At 65.3% G+C, this 26372-nt stretch carries 28 protein-coding genes; 6 read left to right on the forward strand and 22 right to left on the reverse strand.

The features are described from left to right. Positions 1-29: 29 nt before the first annotated feature. A complete protein-coding gene (gene tcdA, locus K2O51_RS16575) occupies positions 30-917 on the forward strand; it encodes a tRNA cyclic N6-threonylcarbamoyladenosine(37) synthase TcdA (RefSeq protein ID WP_245001921.1) in 888 nt (295 codons plus the stop codon). Here the strand turns inward: tcdA and K2O51_RS16580 are convergent. Next, positions 914-1492 (reverse strand): P-loop nucleotide/nucleoside kinase family protein, encoded by a 579-nt coding sequence (locus K2O51_RS16580; protein WP_011297003.1) that lies wholly within the window; start codon positions 1490-1492, stop codon positions 914-916. The two genes, tcdA and K2O51_RS16580, sit on opposite strands and share 4 nt — an antisense overlap. A 159-nt stretch (positions 1493-1651) precedes the next feature. Between K2O51_RS16580 and K2O51_RS16585 the strand changes: the two genes are divergently transcribed. After that, positions 1652-2098, forward strand: a complete 447-nt coding sequence (locus K2O51_RS16585) for a bacteriohemerythrin (RefSeq protein ID WP_041679511.1) — start codon at positions 1652-1654, stop codon at positions 2096-2098. 1 nt (position 2099) lies between these two features. On the opposite strand, the gene K2O51_RS16590 is transcribed toward K2O51_RS16585, so the two are convergent. Then, positions 2100-2483 (reverse strand): cupin domain-containing protein, encoded by a 384-nt coding sequence (locus tag K2O51_RS16590; RefSeq protein WP_041679512.1) that lies wholly within the window; start codon positions 2481-2483, stop codon positions 2100-2102. Between the two features lie 76 nt (positions 2484-2559). Continuing rightward, entirely contained in the window at positions 2560-3405 is an 846-nt protein-coding gene (trxA, locus tag K2O51_RS16595) for a thioredoxin (RefSeq protein ID WP_220631403.1), read from the reverse strand. 218 nt (positions 3406-3623) lie between these two features. Here trxA and K2O51_RS16600 point away from each other — a divergent pair, with 218 nt between their 5' ends. After that, a complete protein-coding gene (locus tag K2O51_RS16600; protein WP_140951093.1) occupies positions 3624-5339 on the forward strand; it encodes a long-chain fatty acid--CoA ligase in 1716 nt (571 codons plus the stop codon). Between the two features lie 27 nt (positions 5340-5366). Here K2O51_RS16600 and K2O51_RS16605 read toward each other — a convergent pair whose 3' ends face one another. Next, entirely contained in the window at positions 5367-6167 is an 801-nt protein-coding gene (locus tag K2O51_RS16605) for an ankyrin repeat domain-containing protein (RefSeq protein WP_011297008.1), read from the reverse strand. A 16-nt stretch (positions 6168-6183) separates the two neighbouring features. Further along, positions 6184-6966, reverse strand: a complete 783-nt coding sequence (locus K2O51_RS16610; protein WP_220631404.1) for a gamma-glutamylcyclotransferase — start codon at positions 6964-6966, stop codon at positions 6184-6186. 215 nt (positions 6967-7181) lie between these two features. Here K2O51_RS16610 and K2O51_RS16615 point away from each other — a divergent pair, with 215 nt between their 5' ends. Then, positions 7182-7502 (forward strand): hypothetical protein, encoded by a 321-nt coding sequence (locus K2O51_RS16615; protein WP_220631405.1) that lies wholly within the window; start codon positions 7182-7184, stop codon positions 7500-7502. Positions 7503-7571: 69 nt separating this feature from the next. Here the strand turns inward: K2O51_RS16615 and K2O51_RS16620 are convergent, their stop codons facing one another. The 7 genes from K2O51_RS16620 to K2O51_RS16650 form a co-directional block, all read right to left on the reverse strand. Next, the gene (locus tag K2O51_RS16620; RefSeq protein WP_011297011.1) at positions 7572-7919 is read right to left on the reverse strand and encodes an FKBP-type peptidyl-prolyl cis-trans isomerase; all 348 of its coding nucleotides are present in this window, start codon (positions 7917-7919) and stop codon (positions 7572-7574) included. A 71-nt stretch (positions 7920-7990) separates the two neighbouring features. Beyond that, entirely contained in the window at positions 7991-8539 is a 549-nt protein-coding gene (locus K2O51_RS16625; RefSeq protein WP_011297012.1) for a YaeQ family protein, read from the reverse strand. Between the two features lie 124 nt (positions 8540-8663). After that, complete coding sequence (locus K2O51_RS16630) at positions 8664-8972, reverse strand: hypothetical protein (protein WP_011297013.1); 309 nt, start codon at positions 8970-8972, stop codon at positions 8664-8666. Positions 8973-9087: 115 nt separating this feature from the next. Continuing rightward, positions 9088-9687: a YceI family protein gene (locus K2O51_RS16635; RefSeq protein ID WP_220631406.1), complete on the reverse strand. Its 600-nt coding sequence runs from the start codon at positions 9685-9687 to the stop codon at positions 9088-9090. A 12-nt stretch (positions 9688-9699) separates the two neighbouring features. After that, positions 9700-10086, reverse strand: a complete 387-nt coding sequence (locus K2O51_RS16640) for an MAPEG family protein (RefSeq protein WP_011297015.1) — start codon at positions 10084-10086, stop codon at positions 9700-9702. Positions 10087-10149: 63 nt separating this feature from the next. Continuing rightward, positions 10150-10392, reverse strand: coding sequence for an RNA-binding S4 domain-containing protein (locus K2O51_RS16645; RefSeq protein ID WP_011297016.1), 243 nt, complete (start codon positions 10390-10392; stop codon positions 10150-10152). After that, entirely contained in the window at positions 10392-12152 is a 1761-nt protein-coding gene (locus K2O51_RS16650; RefSeq protein ID WP_041679849.1) for a glutamine--tRNA ligase/YqeY domain fusion protein, read from the reverse strand. The genes K2O51_RS16645 and K2O51_RS16650 overlap by 1 nt, the downstream gene beginning before the upstream one ends. A 255-nt stretch (positions 12153-12407) precedes the next feature. Here K2O51_RS16650 and K2O51_RS16655 point away from each other — a divergent pair, with 255 nt between their 5' ends. After that, positions 12408-13847, forward strand: coding sequence for a CoA transferase (locus K2O51_RS16655; RefSeq protein WP_011297018.1), 1440 nt, complete (start codon positions 12408-12410; stop codon positions 13845-13847). Between the two features lie 7 nt (positions 13848-13854). On the opposite strand, the gene K2O51_RS16660 is transcribed toward K2O51_RS16655, so the two are convergent. The 8 genes from K2O51_RS16660 to K2O51_RS16695 all read right to left on the reverse strand — a co-directional run bounded on the left by K2O51_RS16660 (position 13855) and on the right by K2O51_RS16695 (position 23053). After that, positions 13855-14472, reverse strand: coding sequence for an FMN-binding negative transcriptional regulator (locus K2O51_RS16660; RefSeq protein ID WP_140949658.1), 618 nt, complete (start codon positions 14470-14472; stop codon positions 13855-13857). Between the two features lie 11 nt (positions 14473-14483). Continuing rightward, positions 14484-15101 carry a pyridoxamine 5'-phosphate oxidase family protein gene (locus K2O51_RS16665; protein ID WP_011297020.1) on the reverse strand — a complete coding sequence of 206 codons (618 nt, stop codon included), beginning with the start codon at positions 15099-15101 and terminating at the stop codon, positions 14484-14486. Between the two features lie 28 nt (positions 15102-15129). After that, on the reverse strand, positions 15130-15990 hold the full coding sequence (locus K2O51_RS16670) for a PhzF family phenazine biosynthesis protein (RefSeq protein WP_011297021.1): 861 nt from the start codon (positions 15988-15990) through the stop codon (positions 15130-15132). Between the two features lie 89 nt (positions 15991-16079). After that, positions 16080-18638, reverse strand: a complete 2559-nt coding sequence (locus tag K2O51_RS16675) for a fimbria/pilus outer membrane usher protein (protein ID WP_140949659.1) — start codon at positions 18636-18638, stop codon at positions 16080-16082. A 117-nt stretch (positions 18639-18755) separates the two neighbouring features. Next, complete coding sequence (locus K2O51_RS16680) at positions 18756-19511, reverse strand: fimbria/pilus periplasmic chaperone (RefSeq protein WP_011297023.1); 756 nt, start codon at positions 19509-19511, stop codon at positions 18756-18758. Between the two features lie 72 nt (positions 19512-19583). Further along, positions 19584-20132, reverse strand: a complete 549-nt coding sequence (locus tag K2O51_RS16685; RefSeq protein WP_011297024.1) for a fimbrial protein — start codon at positions 20130-20132, stop codon at positions 19584-19586. Positions 20133-20393: 261 nt separating this feature from the next. After that, positions 20394-22019 carry a gamma-glutamyltransferase gene (ggt, locus tag K2O51_RS16690; RefSeq protein ID WP_220631407.1) on the reverse strand — a complete coding sequence of 542 codons (1626 nt, stop codon included), beginning with the start codon at positions 22017-22019 and terminating at the stop codon, positions 20394-20396. 56 nt (positions 22020-22075) lie between these two features. Continuing rightward, complete coding sequence (locus tag K2O51_RS16695) at positions 22076-23053, reverse strand: Bug family tripartite tricarboxylate transporter substrate binding protein (RefSeq protein ID WP_011297026.1); 978 nt, start codon at positions 23051-23053, stop codon at positions 22076-22078. Between the two features lie 218 nt (positions 23054-23271). Between K2O51_RS16695 and K2O51_RS16700 the strand changes: the two genes are divergently transcribed. After that, complete coding sequence (locus tag K2O51_RS16700; protein ID WP_011297027.1) at positions 23272-24156, forward strand: LysR substrate-binding domain-containing protein; 885 nt, start codon at positions 23272-23274, stop codon at positions 24154-24156. Positions 24157-24266: 110 nt separating this feature from the next. Here the strand turns inward: K2O51_RS16700 and K2O51_RS16705 are convergent, their stop codons facing one another. Together K2O51_RS16705 and K2O51_RS16710 are read right to left on the reverse strand one after the other, a co-directional pair. Continuing rightward, positions 24267-25769, reverse strand: a complete 1503-nt coding sequence (locus K2O51_RS16705; RefSeq protein ID WP_011297028.1) for a tripartite tricarboxylate transporter permease — start codon at positions 25767-25769, stop codon at positions 24267-24269. A gap of 13 nt (positions 25770-25782) precedes the next feature. Then, positions 25783-26244, reverse strand: a complete 462-nt coding sequence (locus K2O51_RS16710; RefSeq protein WP_011297029.1) for a tripartite tricarboxylate transporter TctB family protein — start codon at positions 26242-26244, stop codon at positions 25783-25785. Positions 26245-26372 lie beyond the last annotated feature (128 nt).

Consider the following 26372-nt stretch of genomic DNA (forward strand, 5'->3'; position numbering starts at 1 on the left):
TTCAGCCGATTTCCAACCCGACTGCCAGCATGAACGACGCTGCCTCCCCATTGCCCGAACTGCCGACTCATCTGGCGGATCTGCCCGAACCGCTGACCCACGAAAGCCCGGCCGATGACGACTATCACCGCCGTTTCGGCGGTGTCGCCCGGCTCTACGGCAACGCCGGGCTCGCGCGCCTTGAGGCGGCCAGCATTTGCGTGGTGGGCATCGGCGGCGTCGGGAGCTGGACGGCAGAGGCGCTGGCGCGCAATGCCGTCGGCCGCATCACGCTGATAGACCTCGACCATATCGCGCTGTCCAACACCAACCGGCAGATCCATGCACTTGGCGATGCCTACGGCCGCGCCAAGGTAGAGGCCATGGCCGAGCGCATCATGGCGATCAACCCGCGCTGTCGCGTCACGCAGGTCGATGACTTCGTCACCACGGACAACGTGGCCCAACTGCTCGGCGCCGGCCACGATTACGTGATCGACGCCATTGATGCGGTGCGCGTCAAGACCGCCATGCTGGGCTGGGCGCGCGGCCACGGCATGCCGATCATCACCTGCGGCGGCGCCGGCGGGCAGTTCGACCCGACGCGCGTGCGCATCGACGATCTGTCCCGTACCATCCAGGATCCGTTGCTGTCCAAGGTTCGCGCGAGCCTGCGCAAGGACTGGGGCTTTTCGCGTGATCCGAAGAAGAGGTTCGGCATCGCGGCGGTCTATTCGGACGAGCCGCTGCAGTATCCCGAACCCGAACAGCAGGCCTGCGAGATCGACGAAGCGCCGCCGGCTGCGGCGGTGGCGCCTGCGTCGGGGCCGCAAGGGCTGGCCTGCGCCGGCTTCGGATCCTCGGTGGCGGTGACAGCGGTGTTCGGGTTCGTCGCGGCTTCCGCCGTGATCGGCGCGATCGCCAGAGGCAAGCCCTAAGCGCTCAATGCGCGCAGCAGCGCGTCGGTCTCTGCCTGCTCGGGTGCAAGATTGTTGAAGTAGATGAGTTCCGGGTACTCGGCCGGTTCCGGCATGAAGCGGCGCGTGCGATAGGCCTCCCAGTGCGCGAGCTTGTAGGCGTCATTGGGGTTGCCGCGCCGGATGATGCGCGCGTGCGCCTCGTCTTCGGGCAGGTGCACCCACACAATGCGGACCGCAGTCCTGGCTGGCACGTGCAACCACGCCGGATCATGGAGCTGATGGGCCTTGATCTCGCGCGACAGCGGTCCGACGACCAGCACGCTGATGCCCAGCGCAAGATTCTCGCGCGCCGTGTCGAGCAGGCCCTGGTATTCGGGGTCGCGCAGGTTGTCCAGATAGGCAGGGCTGTCCCTGTCGTTCGGGTCGCCGGTGATGGCGGCCATGGCGGCGGCGCTGTAGCGGCCATACAGCGTATCCTTGTCGAGCAGGCAGAACGGCTCGCCGGTCGCCTGCATCAGCGGGCCGATCAGGCGATGCGCCAGGGTGGACTTGCCGGTACCGGCATGGCCGCAGAAGAAGATCAGTCGTGGCATCGGGGAAGCCTTGGCTCAGGGGTGCCGCTGGTGGCGGCGCAGCATCAAGCATAACCGCTCGCGCGTCCCGGGCGGATTTGAGCGAAATCAGATGCCGGGCCACTGATTTCGGTATCCTTTCCGTTTCTTTCCATGCCGCCCGCCGCGCCAGCCCCTTCCATGGATTCCAAAAGCCAGCTCTCTTCCGACGGCCTGCCCGCCGACCTGCATCTGGGCGAACCGGTCACCGACGCCACGCATGCGGAATTCGTGCAGTTGCTTGCAGCCGTCGCAGGTGCCGATGACGCCGGTTTCCTCGCGGCCATGGACGAATGGATCGATCACACGCGCCATCACTTTGCCCAGGAGGAATCCTGGATGGAGGCGATGGGGTTCGGGCCGCGCCACTGTCATGCCGGCGAGCACCAGCAGGTATTGGCCGTGGCCAAGGCGGTGCGCGACAAGGTTGCCAGCGACGGGGAACTGGAGCTGGGCCGCCGGCTGGCGGCCGAACTGTCGGGCTGGTTCGACCACCACGTCAAGTCCATGGACGCGATGATGGTCGAGCACATGCAGAAGAACGGCTTCACACTGGTCGAAGGTCCTGCCGACCAGCCGGCAGCCTGATTCAGGCTGATTGCGCAGCCTCGCGGTCAATCACGACGAAGTACTTGCGCACACGCTCCAGCACTTCAAACAGGCCAGTGAATCCTGCCGGAATCACGCAAGCATCGCCCGGCCCGAACTCGCTGGCCGCGCCGGCATCGTCGCTGATGCGGATGCGGCCGCTGATTACATGGAAAAATTCCTCCTTGCCGGCGGGGAAGGCAATGCGCCAGGCGCCCGGCTCGCAGGCCCAGATACCGCAATCGAAATCGCCGTGCTGCGCACTGTAGTGCGTCCAGGTGGTGCGGTCGGGGTTGCCCGCGACGAGCCGGTCCGGGCGCGGACGGTCGTGGGTGGGGGCGGGCGCGTTGGCTTGGAAATCGATCAGTCGCACGGATGCGGTCATGGCGGGAATATCAGGCGGATGCTGGAAGCAGGCCCGCCAGTTTAACGCGCCATGGCCTGTGCGCATCCGCCGTGCGTCAGTTGAGCGAGGTGCTGAGCTGACGGCGCCAGCGCGACACCACGTCAGGGTGGTCGCCCAGCATATCGAACACCGAAATCATGGTCTTGCGGCCAACATCGTCCTCAAAGCCGCGGTCCATGCGCACGATCGCCAGCAACTGTTCGAGCGCGGGCTCGTACTGCTGGCGCGCGATCAGCAGGCGGGCCAGGTCAAGCCGGGCCGGCAGGTCACGCGGGTCGGCCGCGATGCGGCTCGTCAGGGTTTGCTCGTCCGGCAGGTCACTCACGCCCTTCATTGCTTCCAGTCGCGTGCGCAGCGCGGCATAGGCGTCTTCCTGCGCGGCTTGCGGGGACAGTCTGCCGAATTCCGCTTCGGCCTCGGCCAGCGCATTGCCGTCCAGCAGGAAGCTGATGTACGCAAGACGCGCGGCGTCGGAACCGGGATCCAGCGCCAGCAACGACTGAAACGCATCGCCGGCAGCCTGGCGGTCCCCAGCCGCGGCCAATGACTGTGCGTCCTGCAGCGCCAGTTGCGCGGGGTTCGGCGTCAGCCGCGACAGGAATTCGCGCAGGCCCGATTCCGGCAGTACGCCGATGAACTGGTCCACCGCCTCCCCGTCGGCGAACGCCACCACGTGGGGAATGCTGCGCACGCCGAAGTGGGCCGCCAGCTCCTGGTTCTCATCGACGTTCACCTTGGTCAGCTTCCACTGGCCATTGGCTTCTGCCTCTAGCTTTTCCAGCATCGGGCCCAGCGTGCGGCAGGGACCGCACCACGGCGCCCAGAAATCGACGAGCACCGGTGCCTGGCGCGAGGCCTCGATCACTTCCGGTTCGAAATTCTGCAGGGTGACATCGCTCATGGCGGCAAGCCTGTCTGGCAGGCATCGAGTTCTGGAATAGAACGATTGTGAGGGCGAAGGCGCCAATTGCAACCTTGGCGGCTTCATTGCCCCCCATTTGGCGCACTATTCCATTGCACGATTCGGGAAAGTCACCGATTGAAAATAGAACGATCGTTCGGTTATAGTGATTGACACCCTTACACAGGTCGCCCAAAGACCGCACAGGAGACTCTTCGATGCAGAACCCCGCTCGCCCGCATTTCCAGTTCTGGCCAAAGCGCGTGCCGACCTCGATCGTGCTGCCCGAGACTTCGCTCTGGTACAACCTGGAGGTCTCCGCACACCGCTATGCGGACAAGGCGGCCATTCGCTATTTCGGCAAGGCTGTCACGTTCCGCGAACTGGAGGCGCAGGCGACCGCGCTGGCGGGCTGGCTGCAGCAGAAGGCCGGCGTGAAGAAGGGCGACCGCGTGCTGCTGTACATGCAGAACTGCCCGCAGTTCATCGTCAGCTACTACGCGATCCTGCGTGCGGATGCCGTGGTGGTGCCAGTCAACCCGATGAACCGCGTCGAAGAGTTCAAGCACTACGTCACCGACGCCGGCGCGCGCGTGGCCATCTGCACTGCGGACCTGGCCGTGGGCGTCGAGCAGGCCCAGTCCGAACTGGCGCCGGCCGATCGTCTGCAGCACCTGCTGGCAACTCAGTATTCGGATGCGTTGCCGGCCACCCACGAACACCCGGAAGATGCGCCGGCGTCGTGGCTGACGACGCAGCATCCGCTGCCCGCCGGCGCCACGCCGTGGACTGAAGCGCTCGGCGCCGGCCTGCAGCCCGGCCCGCACACGGCCGGCCCCGAGGATCTCGCGGTGATGCCGTACACGTCCGGTACGACTGGCTTCCCTAAGGGCTGCATCCATACGCACCGCTCGGTGATGCACAACATCGTGGGCGGCGCGACGTGGTCAGGCAGCGGTGCGGAATCGGTGATCCTGTCGGTGCTGCCGCTGTTCCATGTGACCGGCATGCAGTACGGCATGAACGGCCCGATCTACAGCGGCGCCACGGTCGTGATGCTGCCACGCTGGGATCGCGAAGTTGCCGGCCGTCTGATCTCGCGCTACCAGGTCACGCACTGGACCAACATCCCGACGATGGTGATCGATTTCCTGGCAAGCCCGAACCTCGCGGAGTTCGACATGTCCAGCCTGCGCTATATCGGCGGTGGCGGCGCGGCCATGCCGCAGGCCATCGCGGAGCGGTTGCGCGACCAGTTCGGGCTGAACTACCTGGAAGGCTACGGGCTGTCCGAGACCATGGCGCCGACGCACAGCAACCCGGCCGACCGACCGAAACTGCAGTGCCTGGGCGTGCCGACTTTCAACACCGACGCACGCGTCATCGATCCGGTTATGCTCAAGGAACTGCCGCCCAACGAAGTCGGCGAGATCATCGTGTCTGGCCCGCAGGTGTTCAAGGGCTACTGGGGCAAGGAAGACGCGACGCGCGACGCCTTCATCGAATTCGAGGGCAAAACCTTCTTCCGTACCGGCGACCTCGGTCGCATGGATGAAGAGGGCTACTACTTCATCACCGACCGCCTCAAGCGCATGATCAATGCGTCCGGTTTCAAGGTGTGGCCGGCCGAAGTGGAGAACCTGCTGTACAAGCATCCGGATGTGCAGGAGGCATGCATCATCGGCACGCGCGACGCGTATCGCGGCGAGACCGTCAAGGCGGTAGTGGTGCTGCGCGCGCACGCCAAGGGCAAGACCACGGCCGAGGAAATCGTCGACTGGGCCAAGGAAAACATGGCCGCCTACAAGTACCCGCGTGTGGTCGAGTTCGTCGATGCGCTGCCCAAGTCCGGTACGGGCAAGGTGATGTGGCGTCAGCTGCAGGAGACTGAAAACGCGCGCAGTGAGAGCGCGCAGAAGCCCGCGGCAGCCTGACGCCGGCGTCAGGCTGCGTGCCTGCGGTCAATGCCCGCGGGCACGCATCAGGATCTTCACCATCGACTTGTAGCCGCGCTCGCGCGCATGGCGCGTGGGCGTCACGCCTTCGCGGTCGGCAAGATTGGCATCGGCGCCTGCGTCGATCAGCAACTGCACGATCTCTTCGTAGCGCGCACCGCCGTCGCCGAGGATCACGGCTTCCAGCAGCGCCGTCCATCCGAGCTGGTTGACGTGGTCGACGGCAATACCTTTCTGCAGCAGCAGCTTCACCACTTCCACATTGCCGTGCTGGCTGGCAACGATTAGCGCCGTGCCGTCGTAGCGGTCGGTACTGGTCAGGTCCGCCCCATGCGACAGCGCGAGCCGTACCACATCGACCTGCCCCGTGGCTGCCGCAAGCAGGAATGGGCTGTTGGACTCGGTGTCCTTGCGGTTGACGTCGGCGCCGGCCACGATCAGCGTCCTCGAAACCTCGCCGCGGCGGTTATAGACGGCGGCGAGCAGGGCACTGCGGCCGCGCTCATCGACCGCCTGCGCCGACGCGCCGGCCGCGAGCAGGCGGTTGACCAGTTCGAGGTCGCCCGCCGAGGCGGCGGTGAACAGGTTGCGGTCCAGCGCGCTGATGCCTTCCGAGCGGGCCGGTACGTGCGTGCTGTCGCCACGCGGCCCGCGTGGCGAGCCGGCCGGGGCTGATGCTCCCGAGGGCCGTGCCGCCAGGGTCTGGTTGCCCTGGCCGGCCAGCAGCGCACCGCAGGTCAGCAACCCCATCAATCCCAGCATCTCGGAGAGCGCCTGGCGGCGGGTGCGGAGAACGGGGCGCGTCATGGCGTTCGCTCCTGGTTCAGACGGTCTCGTGCGGGCTGGCCGGCTGGGGCAGCGGCGCGTCGCTGGCATCGGTCCCGGCAGGATGCGCGAGCCCGCCATGGCTGCGGGCAGCGTCGGCGGCGTCATGGGCCTGGAGCTGGCGCCACAGGCGGCCGAGGTAGGGATCATCAACGCCATTGGTGGCCAGGCCCAGCAGGGTCTGCTGCAGGTATTCGCGCGCGGGGCCGTAAAGTCCGACAGCATGGCGCAACCGTTCAACCACGCTGGCATCGGGCAGGCGCCCGGCATAGCCTTCGTGCTCGCGGTTCATGACGAAGGCGAGTGCACGTTGCTCAGGCCCGTCCGGGTCGCTGCCGGTGCGGACGCGCAGCCAGCGCGGATGATAGGCGCCGGTCAGCATCTCGCGGCGCCACAACAGACGGAATTCCTGTTCGACCATATGGCTCGGAATGCGGAACACCATGCCGTGGCAACAGCCGCCGCGATCCAGTCCCAGGACCAGCCCCGGGTTGTCCCACGTGCCGCGGTTGATGCGAGAGTACAGGTAGAAGCCGCGATGGTAGCCATGCACGGTCGCGCGCTGGCGTTCGGTGTGCACCACCATCGGGTTCCAGATCAGGGAGCCGTAGCCGAATACCCAGACATCGCCGTTTAGCGCGCCATCATCGGGCCGGCTGGCGAGCGCATCGTGAAGCGTTTGCTCGAGCGCTTGCTCGGGCAACAGGGCGGACGCGATCGGCGTGCTGCACAGCGAGGAGCGCAGCCGGTCCGTTTCGAGGTCCTGTCGGGTGATGGCCATGCTGCCAGCATAATGCAAAGCGGGGCAACGGGCAGGGGCCGCAAGCGGCACGGCCGCCATATTTCGTCGGTGGCGGCCAACGGTGTGGGTGCCGGGCAACGGTCAGGCAGCAATTGACGATTTGTCCGCGATCACGCCAGCGCGCGTCTGCACTGGCTCTGGCTGCCACCTTGTCCTTACAATGGCAGCATTATCCCGACCATGGAGAACCGGCAATGGCGCGTACGCTTACGGTGGTGTTCAGCGGCGGCAAGGAGTTCGAATTCACGATCAGCCAGGCCGAACTGGCATCGATCCCGGAGGACGCAGCGTGGCGCTGGTTCGACAAGGAATACACCGACCTCGATTGCCAGGCGTCGAGCCCTGTTGGCAAGGTGCTCGTGATCGACAAGATCCTGAACGTCGCAAAATTCTCGGGGGAGTCGCGCTTTACCGGCGATACCGCCTGGGCGCAGGAATATGCTCGCCATGCGGCGCGCCTGCTGGACCGCGACAAGGTCCGCGTCGATGTCGGCAATGCCGCCATCGGCTTCTGAGCCGATTTCTCGGCCAATACTGAGACTGAAACGGAAGCGAAGCGGGCAATGCCCGCTTCGTCATTGGCGTCAGACGCCCAGCAATTCCACTTCGAACAGCAGCGTGGCGTTCGGCGGAATCACGCCGCCGGCGCCGCGCGCACCGTAGCCCAGGTCGGCCGGGATCACCAGACGGCGCACGCCGCCAACCTTCATGCCCTGCACGCCTTCATCCCAGCCGCGGATGACATGGCCGGCGCCCAGCGGGAACACGAACGGGTCATTGCGATCCTTGCTCGAATCGAACTTGCGGCCGGCCTGGCCGTTTTCGTACAGCCAGCCGGTGTAGTGCACGGTCACGTGCTTGCCGGCAACGGCTTCGGCGCCGGAGCCGACGGTGGTGTCTTCGTACTGCAGGCCAGACGGGGTCGTCTGCATGGTGTTATTCCTTCCGGTTGGTGCAAATAAATGCGGTGGGATCGGGGCGGGGCAGGTCGATGCCGGCCTGCTCAGCCTGCGGCGCGCTGGAGTACATCCAGCGTCAGTTGCACATTGCGGTCGTCGTCGCTGACCCAGATCTCGCCATCCTGGATTGTCACGGACAGGCGCATGGCGCGTTGCGCGAGCGCGGCCAGCGCGTCGACGGCGTCAGTCGGCACATTGTAGACCGTGACGTTGCGCAGCTTGCCGGCCTTGCCGGCCATGCCCTTCCACCATTCGCGCGCGCTGGCGCCGTTATAGGCATAGACCGTGACGCGTTCGGCGCGTGCGGCCGCGCGCTTGAGCCGCGCTTCGTCGGGCTGGCCGAGCTCCACCCAGTGGATGATGTCGCCGGTCAGGCTCTTCTCCCACAGGTCCGGCTCGTCCGGCTCGTCGAGGCCACGGGTGAAGGCGAGGGTTTCGCTGGCTTCGCAGGCAAAGGCGAGCAGCCGCACCATCATGCGCGCATCGTTCTCGGACGGATGCTGGGCGATGGTCAGCGCATGGCTGCCATAGTAGGGCCGGTCCATGTCGGACACGGACAGTTCGGCTTTGAAGATCGTGGATTTGAGCGCCATGGGGAAAGCGTGAGGCACGCGTCATGCGACGCGAAAGGCCGCATCATACGTGATTCGGGCCGCCGGACATATGGCCGGCACCGGCCAGGCGCGAGCAGGCTGGCGAGAGGCCAGCCGCACGACATCAGCGCTTGCGGTATTCGCTGAGATAGAAGCGCAGCAGCGCCGACATCAGCACGGTGCTCAGGAAAGCCGCCGCCACGACCATGGCATTGCCGGCCGGGCTGTCGATCTGGCCAGCCGTCGCAAGGCGGAACAGCCAGGTGCCGACCGTCATGGCCAGGAACGGCAGCAGCAGCGCGCCGCGGCCATAGGTGCGCACAGCCCACAGCGGGAAGCGACGCAGGAAATCAGCGGGGATGGCGCACAGCAGGCACGCCCCGGAGGCGGCCAGCGCGGCGGCCACGATGTCGCCAGAGTGGATATCGATCATTGTCTGTCTCGCATCGCCGGGCACGCAGGATGAGGACGCGACGCGGCAGGCAATTGGGGAAAAGCAAACCACTAATTTTACAAAAGAATCGGACTGCAAAGGTGATCCGATGCCGTCATGGGGCTACCGAATCCGAGGGCATCGCTTCAACCGAGATCTGTAGCGTCACGTTGTCACCCACTTCAGGGAGGAAGCGGGTCATGCCAAAACCACTGCGCGTCACAGTGGCGTGGAAGTCACCGCCGCAGACCTTGCGGCGGATGCCGAACAGCGAGATCTCGCCGCAGCTGAAGCGGTCGGCTTCCAGCCGCAGCGGCCGGGTCGTGCTCAGCAGGGTCAGTTCGCCTTCGACAGCCACCAGCTTGCCGTTTTCGACAACGAAGCGGTCGGCCCGCAACCTGGCCACCGGCGAATTCGCGGCATCGAAGAATTGTGCCGAACGCAGCACGCCGTCAAGGCTTCGGTTGCCGGTGTCCACCGACGCCGTATCCACGGTGAAATCGATGCCGCCGGCGCCCGTGGCAGGATCGTAGATGATTCGCCCGTCGATCTTGCCAAACCTTCCGCGCACCGTGGTGCGGTCGAAATGGCTCGTGGCGAAGTAGACGGTCGTATGCGTCGGGTCGACGGTGTACGAAACCGGCGCAGCACCGGCCGCGCCACCACCCGTCACACCCAAGGCAGCCAGCAGCCACGCAAGGCATCGCAAACGCATGGCTGGTCGCTCCTAGTTATGCACGAAAACCGGCAGCAGGAAAATGCCGATCGCCGACAGGTAACCGATGGTCCAGCACAGCGAGCGCAGCGTAGGGCGGTCCGTCAGGTAGCACACCGTGTAGAGCACGCGCGCGAGGATGAAAACGATTGCCAGCTCGTTGATGCGCGCCTGCGGAGCCTGCAGAAAGCTCGCGGACAGGACTGCGGCGGCAAAGAACGGAAATGCCTCGAAATGGTTCCGGTGTGCCATGTCGGCACGGCGCGCGCGGCCGCTCTGGCGTTCCAGCCAGCCGCGCGGATCGTGATTGTCGAAGGCCTTGCCGCCACCTTTGGCTATGGCCACGGTCAAGATCGGCAGGACGCCTGCCACCAGGACACACCAGAATGCGATCGGCATCGTTCCGTCCTTCCGTGAAGCTGCATTCTTCCCGGTGGCCGCGCCGCTGCCGTGCACCGGCAATCAGGCGGCAACCACCCGGATGTCGATGCCGGCCAGGCTCACCACCTGGCCGACGCGGATTTTCGCAGTCTTGCGCGACTCGGGCTCGCCGTCCACCGAGACTTCGCCGGCCGCGACCAGCGCCTTGCCGGCGCCGCCGCTGTCGCATATGCCGGCCAGCTTGAGCAGGTCATTGAGCGCAATGAATTCGCCGTCGAGCTCGAACGTGATGACCTGCACGTTCGATTTGCCTGCCTTTGCCATCACTTGCCCCAGCTGTCTTTCAACCCGACGATGCGGTTGAATACCGGCTTGCCCGGCTGGGAATCGTTGCGGTCGGCGACGAAGTAGCCATGGCGCTCGAACTGGAAGCGGTCTTCCGGCTTCGCGTCACGCAGGCTCGGCTCCAGATAGGCGGTGATTACCTTCTTCGAATCGGGGTTCAGCGCTTCGAGGAAGTTCTTGCCGCCGGCATCCGGGTTCGGGTCGTTGAACAAGCGGTCGTACAGGCGCACTTCGCACTCGTAGGCCGCGGCGGCGCTGACCCAGTGGATCACGCCCTTGACCTTGACGCTGTCCGCGCCCGGCGTGCCGCTCTTGGTGTCGGGCAGGTAGTTTGCGTGCACGGCGATGACGTTACCGTCAGCGTCCTTGTCCACGCCGGTGCACTCGATCACATAGCCGTACTTCAGGCGCACCTTGTTGCCCGGGAACAGGCGGAAATAGCCCTTCGGCGGGGTCTCGTTGAAGTCCTCGCGCTCGATCCACAGCTCGCGCGAGATCGGGAACACGCGCTTGCCCAATTCCGGCTTCTTCGGATGCACCGGCGCCGAGCATTCCTCGGTCTGGCCTTCGGGGTAGTTGTCGAGGATCAGCTTGAGCGGGTCGAGCACGGCCACGCCGCGCGCTGCGCGCGCGTCCAGGTCGTCGCGCACGGAGCCTTCGAGCGTGCTCATGTCGATCCAGCTGTCGGCCTTGGCCACGCCCACGCGGTCGCAGAACAGCTGGATCGATTCCGGCGTGTAGCCGCGGCGGCGGATACCGACGATGGTCGGCATGCGCGGATCGTCCCAGCCGTCCACGCGCTGTTCGTCCACCAGTTGCTTGAGCTTGCGCTTGCTGGTGATCGCGTAGGTCAGGTTCAGGCGCGCGAATTCATACTGGTGCGGCAGCGGATCGCGGAACACGCCAGCGTCGCGCAGATGCTCGAGCACCCAGTCGTACAGCGGGCGATTGTTCTCGAACTCGAGCGTGCACAGCGAATGCGAGATGTTCTCGATCGCATCCGAAATACAGTGCGTGAAGTCGTACATCGGGTAGATGCACCACTTGTCGCCAGTACGGTGGTGATGGGCATGGCGGATACGGTAGATCACTGGATCGCGCATCACGATGTTCGGCGCGGTCATGTCGATCTTCGCGCGCAGCACGTGCTCGCCGTCCTTGTACTTGCCGTCGCGCATATCGCGGAACAGCTGCAGGTTCTCCTCGACGCTGCGGTCGCGGAATGGCGAAGGCTTGCCCGGCTCCGAGAAATTGCCACGGTTGGCGGCGATCTGCTCCGCGCTCTGGCTGTCGACATAGGCGGCGCCGCGCTCGATCAGCTTTTCGGCAAACGCGTACAGCTGGTCGAAGTAGTCGCTCGCATAATGCAGGTGCGGCTGGCCGCCCGGGGTCTTGCTGTCCCAGGAAAAGCCGAGCCAGTGCACCGCGTCGATGATCGAGTCGACGTATTCGGTGTCTTCCTTGACCGGATTGGTGTCGTCGAAGCGCAGGTGGCAGCGGCCGCCGTAGTCGCGCGCGAGGCCGAAGTTCAGGCAGATGCTCTTGGCATGGCCGATATGCAGGTAGCCGTTGGGCTCCGGCGGAAAGCGGGTGATGACGGTCGGCAGCGGCTCGCCCTGGCTGTCCTGGCGGCCGGCGTACGTGCCGGCTGCGAGATCCTGGTCAATGATGCTCCGCAGAAAGTTGGAGACTGCGGGCGAGGCGGGCGTGCTGTCGGTAGGCTTGTTGTCGTGGCTCATGGTGGCGCCGGCTGGCGGCTGGATGGACCGCTTGGTCTTCAGTGTTGCGTGGCGGATTGCCAATTTCATGATTTTACCGTGCCAGCGGTGCCACTCGGCAGGAGCACGTTGGATTTGTGCCCGCTTTTGTCCATGGCGGCACCCGGCTGGCGTGGTGGGGATCACGGAAAGTGACGTCCGGGGGTAGCATGTAGGGCGAACGTTCACCGGCCGGCCGGCTTCGCGCCCCCCGGCATCTTTTCGGGGTTTGCCGCCATGACTGCCAGTCTCGATACCGCTACTGTTCCCGCCGCGCCGGCCAGTGTTGTCTCTGCCTTGTGGCAGGGCGCCGGGTTGCCTGCCGAAACGCTGGATCACCTTGTCCTCACGGGCGACGAGCCGGTGCTGCCGTCCAGCTTTGCCGTGGGTACCGCGGCACAGGCCAGCCTGGCGGCCTCGGCCCTGGCCGCCGCTGCGCTTTGGCACCAGCGTACCGGCCGCTGGCAGCAGGTCGGCGTGGAGATGCGCCATGCCATCACCGAATTCCGCAGCGAGCGCTACCTGCGCGTAGATGGCGGCCCGGCCCCGGAGCTCTGGGACAAGATCGCCGGCGTCTATCGCTGCGGCGATGGCCGCTGGGTTCGCCTGCACACCAACTTCCCGCACCACCGGGATGGCGTCCTGCGGCTACTGGGCTGCGCTCACGACAAGGCTGCGGTCCAGGCGGCGCTTGGCAAGTGGGAAGCCGAAGCGTTCGAGGCCACGGCGTCCGACGCCGGCCTGGTCGTTGCCGCCATGCGCAGCTTCGACGAATGGGACCGGCATCCGCAGGCCGAGGCGCTGCGCGGGCTGCCGCCAGTGACGCTCGAGCGGATCGGCGAAGCGCCGCCGCAGCCCTTGCCAGCGCTGCCTTCGGCCGAAGGCCGGCCGCTTTCCGGTGTCCGCGTCCTAGATTTCACGAGGATCATCGCCGGGCCGGTAGCGGGGCGGACTCTGGCCGCGCATGGGGCCGACGTACTGATGGTCACGGCAGCGCACCTGCCGGCCATTGCCCCGCTGGTGATCGACACCGGCCGCGGCAAGCGCAACTGCGAGCTCGACCTGCGCGACCCCGACGACAAGCGCACGCTGCACAAGTTGCTGCATGGCGCCGATGTGATGCTGCAGGGCTATCGGCCCGGCGGGTTGGCTGAACTGGGCGTGGGCCCTGAAGCGGCCGCGCGTGCCCGGCCCGGCATCATCTATGTGTCGCTAAGTGCCTACGGCCATGTCGGGCCGTGGTCAGGCAAGCGCGGGTTCGATTCGCTGGTGCAGACGGCGACGGGTTTCAACCATGCGGAAGCGCAGGCGGCCGGGGACGATGTCCCGCGTCCCTTGCCGGCTCAGGTACTCGACCATGCGGCTGGTTACCTGCTCGCGTTTGGCGCCATGGCGGCGCTGCACCGGCGCGCCACCGAAGGCGGGAGCTGGCTTGTGCGCGTGTCGCTGGCGCAGGTCGGGCAGTGGCTGCGGGGTTTGGGCCGCGTGCCGGATGGGCTGCAGGCACCCGAGCAGAAGATTGACGACGTCGCCGACCTGTTGGAGGTGCTGCCGTCGGGCTTCGGCATGCTGACAGTGGTGCGGCACGCCGCCCAGCTGTCCGAGACGCCGGCGCACTGGGCGCTGCCTTCTGAGCCGCTGGGCACGCACGCGCCGGAGTGGCTGCCGCGCGGCTGATGCGGAGTCAGGCGCCAGTGAGCCTCGCCATCCAGTCGGCCATGTCGCGCTCGGTTTCGTTGCCTTCGCGCTGCGCGGCCAGGATGCGCGCGCGGTCGGCGGCGGGCCGGTTCTGGCTCAGTTTGAACTTCGCCTCGACACGCGTTGGCACCACGCGCAGGCCGACGATGGCCCCCAGCATTTTTTGCTGGAAGTCCTCAGGCAGGCCGCGCCACTGCTCGGCATAGTCGGGCTCGTTGCGGCCGATCAGGCGCTTTAGCAGTGCGTCCTTTTCGCCGGCGTCATGCACCGTAGTGACGTCGGCATACACATGCACCGCGACGTAGTTCCAGGTCGGCACCGACAGCTTCTGTTCGTACAGCGACGGGGATACATAGCCGTGCGGGCCCTGGAACACCAGCAGCGCCTGCGGCGATTGCTCCAGCCAGCGCCAATGCGGATTCGCGCGCGCGACGTGTCCTTCGATCCGCCAGGTTTGCCCGTCGCGCTCCGCCACAACCGGAAGATGCGTCGCAAACGGCCGGTGATCCGCATCGTTGCCAGTCAGCGTCGCGAACGCATAGCGGCGCATGACTTCATCGATCAGTGCGGGATCGTCGCTGGAAAAATGGGATGGCGTGTACATGGAATCGAGTCCTAGTAGAGCGAAGTGCGCAGCCGCTCGGGAAGTTCGCGGTCGTAGGCAGTGCCATCGATCGCGTTGCGGCTCAACGCCGCCAGGATTTCACCATTGCTGGGGAGTTCGCTGCGCGGGCGCTGCGTATCCGCATCCCACAGGCGCGAGCGCAGCAATGCTCGGGCGCACTGGAAAAACACGGCCTCGACCTGGATGACCAGCACTGACACGGGCGCCTTGCCTGCGACGACGCACCTCGCAATGAAGGCGGGATCGACCGAAATCCGCGCGGTCCCGTTGATGCGCAGCGTCTCGTTGATGCCGGGGATCACGAACAGCAGCCCCACGCGCGGATCGGCGACGATATTGCGCAGGCTGTCGATGCGGTTGTTGCCGCGGCGGTCGGGCAACAGCAGCGTGCGTTCGTCCAGCACCTGCACGAAGCCTGGAGCGTCGCCGCGCGGCGAGCATTCCGCAGCATCCTTGCCGACAGTCGAAAGCAGGCACAGTGGCGCCGCTTCCAAAAAGGCGCGGTAGTGCGGGTGCAGGTAGTCGACTTCCTTTGCGAGCGACGGTGCAGCCGGCCTGGCATACAACGCTTCGAGCTCAGCAAGCGTGGTAATGGTGTGCGGGTCCATGGGGGATCTTTGCAGGGTAAGGCCGGCGCTACAGCGTGACAGTGCCGCGGCCGATCTCGATCACGCGGCCGCCAACACGGATCGCGCCATTCGCCGTAACGGCAAGTCGCAGTGTGCAGGGGCGATCCACGGCGGCACCCTGGTCGACCTCATACTCGGCCGGCAGCGCATGGGCGTTGGCAAGCAACCAGCCGCCAAGGTTGGCGCACGCTGATCCCGTGCCCGGGTCTTCGGCGACGCCACCGCCTTGCTTGCTGAAGAAGTACCGCGCGAGCACGCGGCCCGGCTGAGTCGGGTCGAACGCGAACACGTAGGCCGTCTTGCGGCCAAGGCTGCTCTGCGGCCACTCTGCCAGCCGCGCCGTATCCGGTTGCGCACGTCGCACGGCAGCCGTGGTGCGGACAGCCACGAGCAACTGATCCGCGCCGGTATCGACCCACATCGGCGAGGTCAGCAGATCGTGCGCGTCGAGTCCCAGCAGCGCGGCCATTTCCGCATCGGGCAGATTGACCGCCACGGTCTTGGGCGGGCCCGCGTGTGGAGCGGTGAAGGTCCATACATCGCCGCTCGCCTCAACGGGCACCACGCCGGCCTTGAATTCGAGCGTCAGTCGGTCGCCGCTTGCGACCAGGTCGCGGACCACATGCGCGGTACCAAGCGTGGGATGTCCGGCGAAGCGCATTTCATAGCCGGGCGTGAAGATCCGCACCTGCGCATGTGCGCGGTCCGACGGCAGGATGAAGGTGGTTTCGGACAGGTTGAACTGCAGCGCCAGTGCCTGCATGGTGGCGTCGTCCATGCCGCGGGCATCCTCGAAGACGCACAGCGGGTTGCCGCCGAACGTGGATTCGGCGAAGACGTTGAGCAGGCGAAACGCGTAGGTGGTCATGACGGCATCCGGAGGCGCGGTAGCTTCACAGTGTAGCCACCTGCCGCCGCGGTGCCATGGACAATTTCTTGGTGAAACGGCGGGCCAGTTCAATGGCACTGCGCCTCGATGATCTCAATGCGCGTATCGCGCCGCGCTGCGGCGGGCAGCACATAGTCGAGTCGGCAGCTGTCTTGCGCCGTCTTGCCCCACCGCACGGTCAACTGGCCACGTTCGGCCCGCAGGCCGCGCGCAACGATGCGGCTGCCTTGTCCAACGGTGCCAATGTTGTTGCCGTGAGCATCCTGTACTTCGGCGCCGAATGGAATCGACTTGCCATCGGCCGTGCTGGTGCGGATGACCGCAGGCCGTCCGCGATCCGCGGTCGCGAACCGGACCGCCACCACGGCGCCTGCGGTCGGGGCAACCTGCTGGAGCGTGGAGTCCAGCTCCACGTTCATCGGCAGGCCCTTCGGATCGATCTCGATCTGGTTGCGCGAGAACGGCACCAGTCCGGGCACCACCGCGTGGCCCCAGCGATCGATACGCAGCCCGCTCCCGTTGGCGAGCCGGGCTCCGCCAGCGTCGGCGGCTTCGACGATGGCAAGCGTCTCGCCCATCGTCGGCGTGAAGCCCACGCCGCCGGCATAGGCCACGACGCCGCCCGAGATGCCCGCGGACACTTGCGAATAGTTGCTGCCCTTGCCAGCAGTTGCCGTCAGCGTAGCCACGGGAGACAGATAAGACGCATTACCCGCGAGGCTTGCAGCATGGCGGCCGCTACCGCCGGCATAGCCGGCATTCACGCCGTAGCTGAAGGCGTTGTCGGCGCCGAGCGAGCCAGTCATTGACTGCTGCAGGCTCACCGCTCCGGACGAATCGCGCTCGATGCCGGTCATGGCATACGGCGCATGCCGGGCCTTGCCCAGCGGGATGCCGATATTGAGCATAACGCGGCTTTCCCAGCGACCGCTCGACACGCTGAACTGGCGCGATGCCGCAACGCCATAGTTCAGCGACTTGTAGCTGTTGTTGTAGCCGAGCTGGAACTGCGTGTCGGTGCCTCTGCGGTTCCAGTAGCCGTGTACTGACCCGGACAGATACAGGGACCCGTAGCCGGGCTGCAGGCGTTGATTCAGGGTGAGCTGGAGCTGGCTGCGCGGGATGCCGCGCATCGTCGATTGCATGGCGCCGTGCTCGAGTTCGCGCAGGGTCATCGCATCGGCAAAGCTGAGGTAACCGCTGCTCGAATAGCGATAGGCCGCGACGGATACGTTGGTGCCGGTGGGCTCCACGAGCTTGCTGTAGCTGATTCGCATGCTGAAGCCATGACGGTCCGGCTGCGTGGTGAGGCGCGTGCCCGCATGGGTCAGGTCAGCACCGAACGCACCATAGACCGTGTTGAGCGCGGCGCCAGCCGCTGCGGCGAGGTAGCCTTCTGCCACCACGACACCACCGTAGCCGGTCACCATATTGGTGAAGCCGTGCTGTACGGTGGCCTGGAGCATGGCAGGACGGTCATGCAGGCCCGCATTGCGGTATTGGCCTGCGGTGATGCCATAGCGTGTGACGCCGGGACGCAAGGCATTGACAGCGGCCGCATAAGGGACACGCGAAACATGCACGCTGCCGTCGGCTTCGGTCACCACGACTTCCAGGTCGCCGCCATAGCCGGTCGGATAGAGGTCGTCGATCTCGAACGGGCCGGCCGCGACCGTGGTTTCGTAGATCAGGTTGCCGTTTTGGCGGACCTGTACGCGCGCGTTGCTGTTGGCGATGCCGCGCACGCTCGGTGCATAGCCGCGCTGTGATTCCGGTTGCATGCGGTCGTCGCTCGCGAGCTGGACGCCACGGAAGCCGACGCTGTCGAAGACGGTACCGTCGGTGAAAGCATCGCCGAGCACCAGTTGGCTGCGCAGCGCAACGACCGAGCGCTGCAAGCTGGTCTGTATGCTCTGGTACCGCGCGTTGCCCTGATCGACGCCGAGGCTGCCCTTGTGTCGGAAGCGCCAGGGGCCGGCATTGAAGCCCGCATTGAGGCCCAGATAGCCTTGCGTGGCCGTACGGGCTTCCGCGCGCGACTGATAGACGCTGCCGTTGTACTGGAGCGTCGCCGCGGTTACGCCGTCGCTCCAGTACCGAGGATCCACATACCCGCGCGCCTGCCGCGTCAGCGCGGCCTGTGGCACGCTGACATCGAGCCGTTGTTCGCTGCTGTCGAAGCTCGCGGTGGCACCAGGGATGATGGCATGCAGCGGCACGCAAGCGTCGCGATCTCGCACGGATGCCGTCGCTTCCGACGAGAGCTTGTTGGAATCCGCGCCAATCCGAACAAGCAGTGGCTCATCGAAGCAAGGCAGTACCGGACTATCCTTGCCCGCCGTCTCGCCCATGCGGACTTCCATCCGCCCAAGCCATGCCTGGTTGACGTAAAGCTCCGCGCGGTAGTTGCCAGGCAGCACGACATTGCCCTTGTTGAAGCGGCTGAAATCGACTGCGCTTCCGCCGGGCTGGTGCAGGAACAGGTCATTGAATTCCACTTCGGCGGACGAAGGCGCCGGGCGTGGATCGGGGTTTGCACCGAGCGCGCCGGCACTGACGAGCATCATGACTACGGCACTGAGCGGCCGCAGGCTGGGCGGAATAGCGTGCGCTGTTCTTTTTTGCATGGCATGTATTGCGCTGGAAATTGGGGTAACACGCGTCCCTGCCGTCCAGCGGCATGCGTCAGCGCGAATCAGGGGAATTTCAGTGAGGCCGGCATGTGCCGGCGGGTGGAGCAGGCGCTATCGGGCAGCGGCGGACCGGTTCGGGTGAGCTTCGCCGTCGATAGGGCCGCCATAGTCGTTGATGGCCTGGTAGCGAACGGTGATGGCTTTGCCTGGATCCACATTGCCGGCAAGCGGAAATCGCATCGATTTGCCCGGCGCCACCATGCCGCCAGCTTCGTTGCTGGCGCTGTGCGTACCATCCAGCAATTCCACGCTGGAGAACGAGACGTGGTAGGCAGTCGGGTTGCTGGCCTCCAGCGCGAGGCCACGGTCGGCTTTGACAAGCCGCCATGCAACGCGTGCCGGCGCTTCGGTGGCTTCGCCATGCAGGCCGGCAGGACGGAAGAAGAGCTTGATGCGCGACCGAAACGCCAGCTGGAGCTTGTTCGCATCGATCTCGTCGGCTCCGGGCTTCGGAGGGACTTCGAGCACACTGAGCCAGAACACCGATTCCTTGTCGGCCGGCAACGGCTCGCCGGTGTAGTGAATGCGCAGTGTCTGCGCCTTCCCTGGTTCGATGCGCGCGATCGGTGGTGTGACGGTGAATGGCACATCGATACCGGCGGGCTGTGCCGAAGCATCGCCTGTGTCGAGCCATGCCTGGGTCAGGGCGGGGGATTTGCCTTCATTGCTGAGCTTGATGGTGGCTTCCCCATCGCCTGCATGGACGATGACACGTGTGCCGGCGATGACGACGGACGCGTGCGAGTGGGACAGCAGTACCAGCGTCATTGCGCAGGCGCCAATGACGTTCCTGATCGATCGGTTCATGATGGGGGCAACACGCGAATGCAGGCGGCGGGTGCGGCGGCTTGAAAGGCCGCGCACCCGGGCGTTGCATGCTTACTGATAGACGATGGTGTACATCACGCTCGAATTTGCGGCGCCGGCAGTGGCAGTGCCGGTTGCGACATATTCGGCGTAGTACGGCAGCAAGGCGGAGCCCGCGTTGATCGCGGCAGTCTTCGAGCCTTGCGACGCTTCGTCAAAGCCGGCCTTGATCGGCGTGAAGTCGGAGTTCAACAGGCCGATCTGCACATTGCCGGCGCCACCCGCATTCAGGTTGAGCCGGCCGGTGGCCGTGTCGGTGGTCGGGCCGGGTTCGAAGTACGTCGCGACGGCGCCGGCGTTGGGCGTGCAGTCGCTCAGCGAGATGTTGAACGGCGTACGGCCGGCGGTCTGGCCAGCAGTGGCCAGCGTCGAAGCGGACACCTTGGGCAGCGTGACCGTGAAGTCCTTGGACCCGGTGCCGTTGCCGTTGATGGTGCAGGTCTGGGCAGTGATGGTGCCGTTGAAGGTGATGGTGCCGTCTGCGGCAAACGCGGATTGTGCGGAGAAAGCGGAAGCGGCAGCGATGGCCGCAATGGCCGCGCCAAGGAATTTCTGGTTCATTGTTGTTTGGAGGTCGATCAATATCTGTGGCGATGTCCGGAGCCTGCCGCGAAAGCTGGCTGACTCCTTTCGGTTGACTCTTGCCGTGTGCGCACCGTGCAGCGAGTGAGCGGAAATATATCGATCGACCTGAACCGGAAAAATGGCCGTTTTCTTAATCTGAGCGATGGCAGTCAGTCTATGAGAATGCGCCGACGTGCAGCAAACAAAAAAGGCGCTGCCCGTTCGGGAAGCGCCCTTCTTTTGTTGCCAGGATGGTGGTCAGAAGCCGACCGCCTGTCCGTCGCGTCGACTGTCGCTCGCGGCAACGTAGCCGTGTTCCGGGTCGTCCGACAGACGCCAGATGAACTGGCCCGAGCCAAAGTCCATGTACGGATCGTCCACTGACTTGAGCTGGTGGCCGCGTGCCTTCAGGCCCTCGACCGTTGCCGGGTCCATGGTGCCTTCCACGTCCAGCGTGAAGTCGCGGTTGACTTTCCAGCGCGGCGCGCAGCACGCCGCCTGCGGTTGCTGCTTGTAGTCGAGCATACGCACCGCGGTCTGCAGATGGCCCTGCGGCTGCATGTCGCCGCCCATCACGCCGAAGCTCATGACCGGCTGGCCGTCTTTGGTCAGGAAGGCCGGGATGATGGTGTGGAACGGCCGCTTGCCGCCAGCCACCACGTTGGCCGACTTCGGATCCATCGAGAAGCCCACGCCGCGGTTCTGCAGGCTGATGCCGGTGTCCGGCACCACCACGCCCGAACCGAAGCCCATGTAGTTGGACTGGATGAACGAGATCATCATCCCGTTCTCATCCGCGGCCGTCAGGTAGATGGTGCCGCCGACCTTAGGCATGCCGAAGTTGAAATGCGTGGCGCGCTGCATGTCGATGAGCTTCGCGCGCGATTTCAGGTAGGCGTCGTCGAGCATCTGCTCAGGCGTGACTTCCATGCTGCGCGGGTCGGCCACATAGCGGTAAAGATCGGCAAAGGCCAGCTTCATGGCTTCGATCTGCAGGTGCTGCGAATCCACCGAATCCACGGGCAGCGCGCCAACGTCGAACTGGTTGAGAATGCCCAGCGCGATCAGCGCGGCGATGCCTTGCCCGTTCGGCGGAATTTCGTGCAGTTCGTAGCCACGATACGACTTGCTGATCGGCTTGACCCAGTCGGGCCGGTAGTTGCGCAGGTCGTCCAGCGTCATGGCGCCGCCGCTCTGCTTGCTGAAGGTGGCGATTTTCTCGGCAATCTCGCCTTCGTAGTAGGCGCGGCCACCGGTCTCGCCGATCTTGCGCAGCGTCTCGGCAGCGGCCTTGAGCGTGAATTTCTCGCCCACCAGCGGTGCGCGGCCGTTGGGCATGAATGTATCGGCAAAGCCCGGCTGGTTCTTCAGTTCCGGCACGGCCGCGGCCCACTTGTGCGCGACCACGGGCGGCACGGCGTAGCCACGTTCAGCGATCTCGATCGCCGGTTCCATCAGGTCGGCGAACGGCAGCTTGCCGAAACGTTCGTGGAGCGCGGCCCAGCCCGCTACCACGCCGGGGACGGTGACAGAGTCCCACCCGCGGACCGGGCGGTTCGCCAGCCCGTTGGCATCGGTGCCGTACTTGTTCTTGAAGTACTCGGGATTCCACGCGGCCGGCGCCACGCCGGAGGAGTTCAGGCCGTGCAGTTCCTTGCCGTCCCACAGGATGGCGAAGGCATCGCTGCCCAGCCCGCAGGACACGGGCTCGACTAGGGTGATCGTCGCCGCGGCTGCGATCGCCGCGTCGACGGCATTGCCGCCTTTGAGCAGCATGCGCAGGCCGGCCTGTGCGGCGAGCGGATGCGATGTCGACACCACGTTGCGCGCAAACAGCGGGATGCGCACGGAGGGGTAGGGGTTGGTCCAGTTGAAGTTCTGCATGGTCTTGTCCGTTGTCACCGGCAGCCGGCCCGATGCGGGCCGGCTGCGGCATCGCGTTATTCTGCCGTGATCTTGCGATCCTTGATGAGCTTGCCCCAGCGGGCGCTGTCCTTCTTCACCATCGCCGCGAACTGTGCCGGCGTGCCGCCGACCGGCTCCGCGCCCAGCTTGGCCAGCCGATCCTTCACGTCCTGCGACTGGATGGCCTTGTTGAATTCGGCGTTGAGCCGGTTGACGATGTCGGCCGGCAAGCCTTTAGGGCCGTAGATGCCGAACCACGTATCGGACTCGAATCCCGGCAGGCCCGATTCGCTGGCCGTCGGAATTTCCGGCGCGAGCGGCGAGCGCTTGAGGCTCGTCACGGCCAGCGCCTTGAGCTTGCCGTCCTTCACGTGTGGCAGGCCGGACACGATGCTGTCAAACAGTACCTGCACCTTGCCGGAGATCAGGTCCGGCACCGCGAGCGCCGTGCCGCGGTACGGGATGTGCGTGATGAACACGCCGGCCTGGGCCTTGAAGGCCTCGGCGGTCAGGTGCACGACGGTGCCGTTGCCGCTGGACGCGTAGTTGAGTTCGCCCGGGTGCTTCTTCGCGTAGTCGATCAGCTCGCGCACGTTCTTGACGGGCAGGCTGTTGGGCACGACCAGCACGTTGGTGGCGATGGCGACCTGGCCAACCGGCGTGAAGTCGGTCTCGGTGTTGTACGGCAGCCGCGCGTTGATATACGGCCCGATCGAATGCGTACTGGTCGTGGCGATCAGCAACGTGTAACCGTCCGGCGCGGCCTTGGCCGCCATGTCCGAGCCGATGGCGCCGCCGGCGCCGGGCCTGTTGTCCACCACGATCTGCTGGCCGATGCTGGTTCCCACCTTCTGCGCAATGGCGCGGGCAAGCAGGTCTGTGGCGCCGCTGGCCGGGAACGGCACGATCAGGCGGATCGGCTTGCTGGGGTAGTTGTCGGCCAGGGCCGGCGTGGCGGCCAGGCAAAGGCCAGAGGCAAGGCCGAGGCCGAGCAGGCGCAGCCAGGGTTTCATTCGGATCTCCGGAATCGGGGAATCGGGTAAGCGGGATTGCGTCAGGGTCGGCATCCGGATGCGTGCGGCTTCACGGGTGCCTGCGCATTATTATTATTCCGCGCCGGTTATCACAAAGAAAGCTAATATTTCTTTTCCTTGGCATAAGTTTTTCTTGTGGATCGCGCGGCTTTTCGTCAGCGCGTTGCAAAGCCATTCACGCGTCGACCGGTGTCCCAATGAGCACAATCCGATTCTTACGAACCCTTGTCGCCGTGGCCGAGCACGGATCGTTTGCGGCGGCCGCCGGCCACGTGGCGCTGACGCAGGCAGCGGTGAGCCTGCAGATGCGTTCGCTCGAAACCGAACTGCGCCGCGAATTGTTCGATCGCAACGGCCGTGTCGCGGTGCTGAACGCCGATGGCCGGGAGTTGCTGCCGCAGGCGCGCCGTCTGCTGGCGTTGTATGACGAAATGCGCCTGCCTGCCGCGCAGCCTGAAGCGATGGCGGGCGCCGTCGCCGTGGGTGCGGTGGTGTCTGTAATGGGCGGCCTGTCACACGTCGTGGCCCGCATGAAGCGCGCGTATCCCGCATTGGAGGTGCGGCTGGTCGGCGCAAAGTCGATCGAACTCGCGGCGATGGTGGAGTCGGGCGACCTAGATGCCGCCATCCTGGTCGAGGGCACCACACGCTTGCCAGGCACGCTGCGCTGGACGACCCTCTACCAGGAACCCCTGGTGGCCATCGCGGCCCAGGGCAGTGCCGGGCAGGACGTCCGCGAAGCGCTGGCGTGCAATCCCTACCTGCGCTTCGATCGCAGCCAGCGTACGGGCGTGCTGGTGGAGCGCGCGCTGCGGCGCGCGCATCTGCGTGTCAACGAGTTCCTGGAGCTGAATTCGATTGAGGCGCTCGTCGAGCTCGTGCGGCAGGAGGTCGGCGTGACCGTGGTGCCATTGCTGCCACGCGCGCGCTGGCGCGATGATGCGGCGTTGCGCATCCTGCCGTTGCACGTCAATGGCGAGCCGGTGATGCGGACCATCGGCATGCTCGAGCGGCGCGATCACGGCAGGGGCCATGTGACCGGCGCTATCCGGACGGCCTGCGCCGAGTTGTTTGGCGGCTGAGCGTCCATGCTCGGCAACGACGGGGCAAGAAAGAAAAAAGGGGCGTCTTGCGACGCCCCCAGTCTTGCTTTCGTTGCCGGCCAGCGGCCAGCGGCCGGCGGTCTTGCCTTTTATTCTTCCTGGAACGCTTCCTCGCGCTTGGCCTTGATCGACGGCGAGGCCACGATCAGCACCAGCACCGCAGCGGCGATCAGCAGGCCCATCGACAGCGGACGGGTCACGAACACGCTGAAGTCACCACGCGACAGCAGCAGCGAGCGGCGGAAGTTTTCTTCCATCATCGGTCCCAGCACGAAGCCCAGCAGCAGCGGAGCCGGTTCGCACTTGAGCTTGATGAACAGGTAGCCGATCACGCCGAAGGCAGCGGTCTGGAACACGTCGAAGGTCGTGTTCTGGACCGAGTACACGCCGATGCAGCAGAACGTCAGGATGGCCGGGTACAGGTAGCGGTAAGGCACCTTCAGCAGCTTCACCCAGATGCCGATCAGCGGCAGGTTCAGCACGATCAGCATGAAGTTGCCGATCCACATCGAGGCGATCAGGCCCCAGAACAGCGCTGGGTTGCTCGACATCACCTGCGGACCAGGCTGGATGTTGTGGATGGTCATTGCACCGACCATCAGCGCCATCACAGCGTTGGGCGGAATGCCCAGCGTCAGCAGCGGGATGAACGAGGTCTGCGCCGCGGCGTTGTTGGCCGATTCCGGACCTGCCACGCCTTCGATCGCACCCTTGCCGAACTCATGCGCGTACTTGGACGTTTTCTTTTCCAGCGAGTAGGCCGCGAACGAAGCCAGTGCAGCACCGCCGCCCGGCAGGATACCCAGCGCCGAACCGAGCACCGTGCCGCGCAGCACGGCCGGGATCATGCGCTTGAAGTCATCCTTGTTCGGGAACAGATTCGTGATGTGGTCCGTAAAGGTCTCGCGGGCATCCTTCTGTTCAAGGTTCGCAATGATTTCCGCGAAGCCGAACACGCCCATGGCCACCGACACAAAGTTCAGGCCGTCGGTCAGCTCAGGCACGTCGAACGAGAAGCGCGCCGCGCCCGAGTTCACGTCGGTACCGACCAGGCCCAGCAGCAGGCCGAGCACGATCATCGAGATCGCCTTGACCAGCGAACCCGAAGCCAGCACCACGGCACCGATCAGGCCCAGCACCATCAGCGAGAAGTACTCGGCGGGGCCGAACTTGAACGCCAGTTCCGACAGCGGCGCGGCAAAGGCGGCCAGGATCAGCGTGGCCACGCAGCCGGCGAAGAACGAGCCCAGGCCGGCTGTGGCTAGCGCCACCCCCGCTCGTCCTCGTCGTGCCATCTGGTAGCCATCGATGGTGGTCACCACCGACGACGATTCACCAGGCAGGTTCACCAGAATTGCCGTGGTCGAACCGCCGTACTGGGCGCCGTAGTAAATACCGGCCAGCATGATCAGTGCGGCCACCGGCGGCAGCGTGTAGGTCACCGGCAGCAGCATGGCGATGGTGGCCAGCGGCCCCAGGCCCGGCAGCACGCCGATCAGGGTACCGAGCACGCAGCCGAGGAAGGCGTAGGCCAGGTTCTGGAAGGAGAGGGCGGTAGCAAAGCCCAGTCCCAGATTAGAGAGAAGTTCCATGTTGGCGGTCTCCTTAGCTAGCCAGGAAAGCCGGCCACACCGGCATCTGCAGGTTGATGCCGTACACGAAAGCGCCCAGGCTGATCAGCACGAGGATGATCGAGTTGAGGATCGCGCCCTTCCAATTGAACTCGTGGCTGGCCATCGACGACACCAGCACCAGCACCAGCACCGACAACACCATGCCCAGCGGCTTGAGCATCAGGCCGAACAGCACGACGGCACCCAGAATCCACAACAGCGACTTGATGTCCCAGCGGGCAAGGTGGTCCTCTTCCGCCTTGGCAGACAGCGAACCCCACAGCACCAGCACGCCCAGCAGGGCGAGCACGACGCCGAGCCAGAACGGGAAATATCCCGGCCCCATCTTTGCGGCGGTTCCCATGGAATAGCCGCGTGCGACCCAGGAAAAGCCGAATCCGACCAAGATGAACATCAGGCCGGAGGCAAAGTCCTTTTGGCTACGTATGCGCAAAATGATTCTCCTCGATAAGACTGCTTGAAATCTGCCGGGCGCCGATGGTGCGGTGCAGTAACGCAACTTGCACTGACGGGCCTCTTCGCGGGCAGGGTGCAAGGTAAGGGTGCGACCTTTCAGCTACC

The organism is Cupriavidus pinatubonensis (assembly GCF_019602855.1).
Lineage (GTDB): Bacteria > Pseudomonadota > Gammaproteobacteria > Burkholderiales > Burkholderiaceae > Cupriavidus > Cupriavidus pinatubonensis.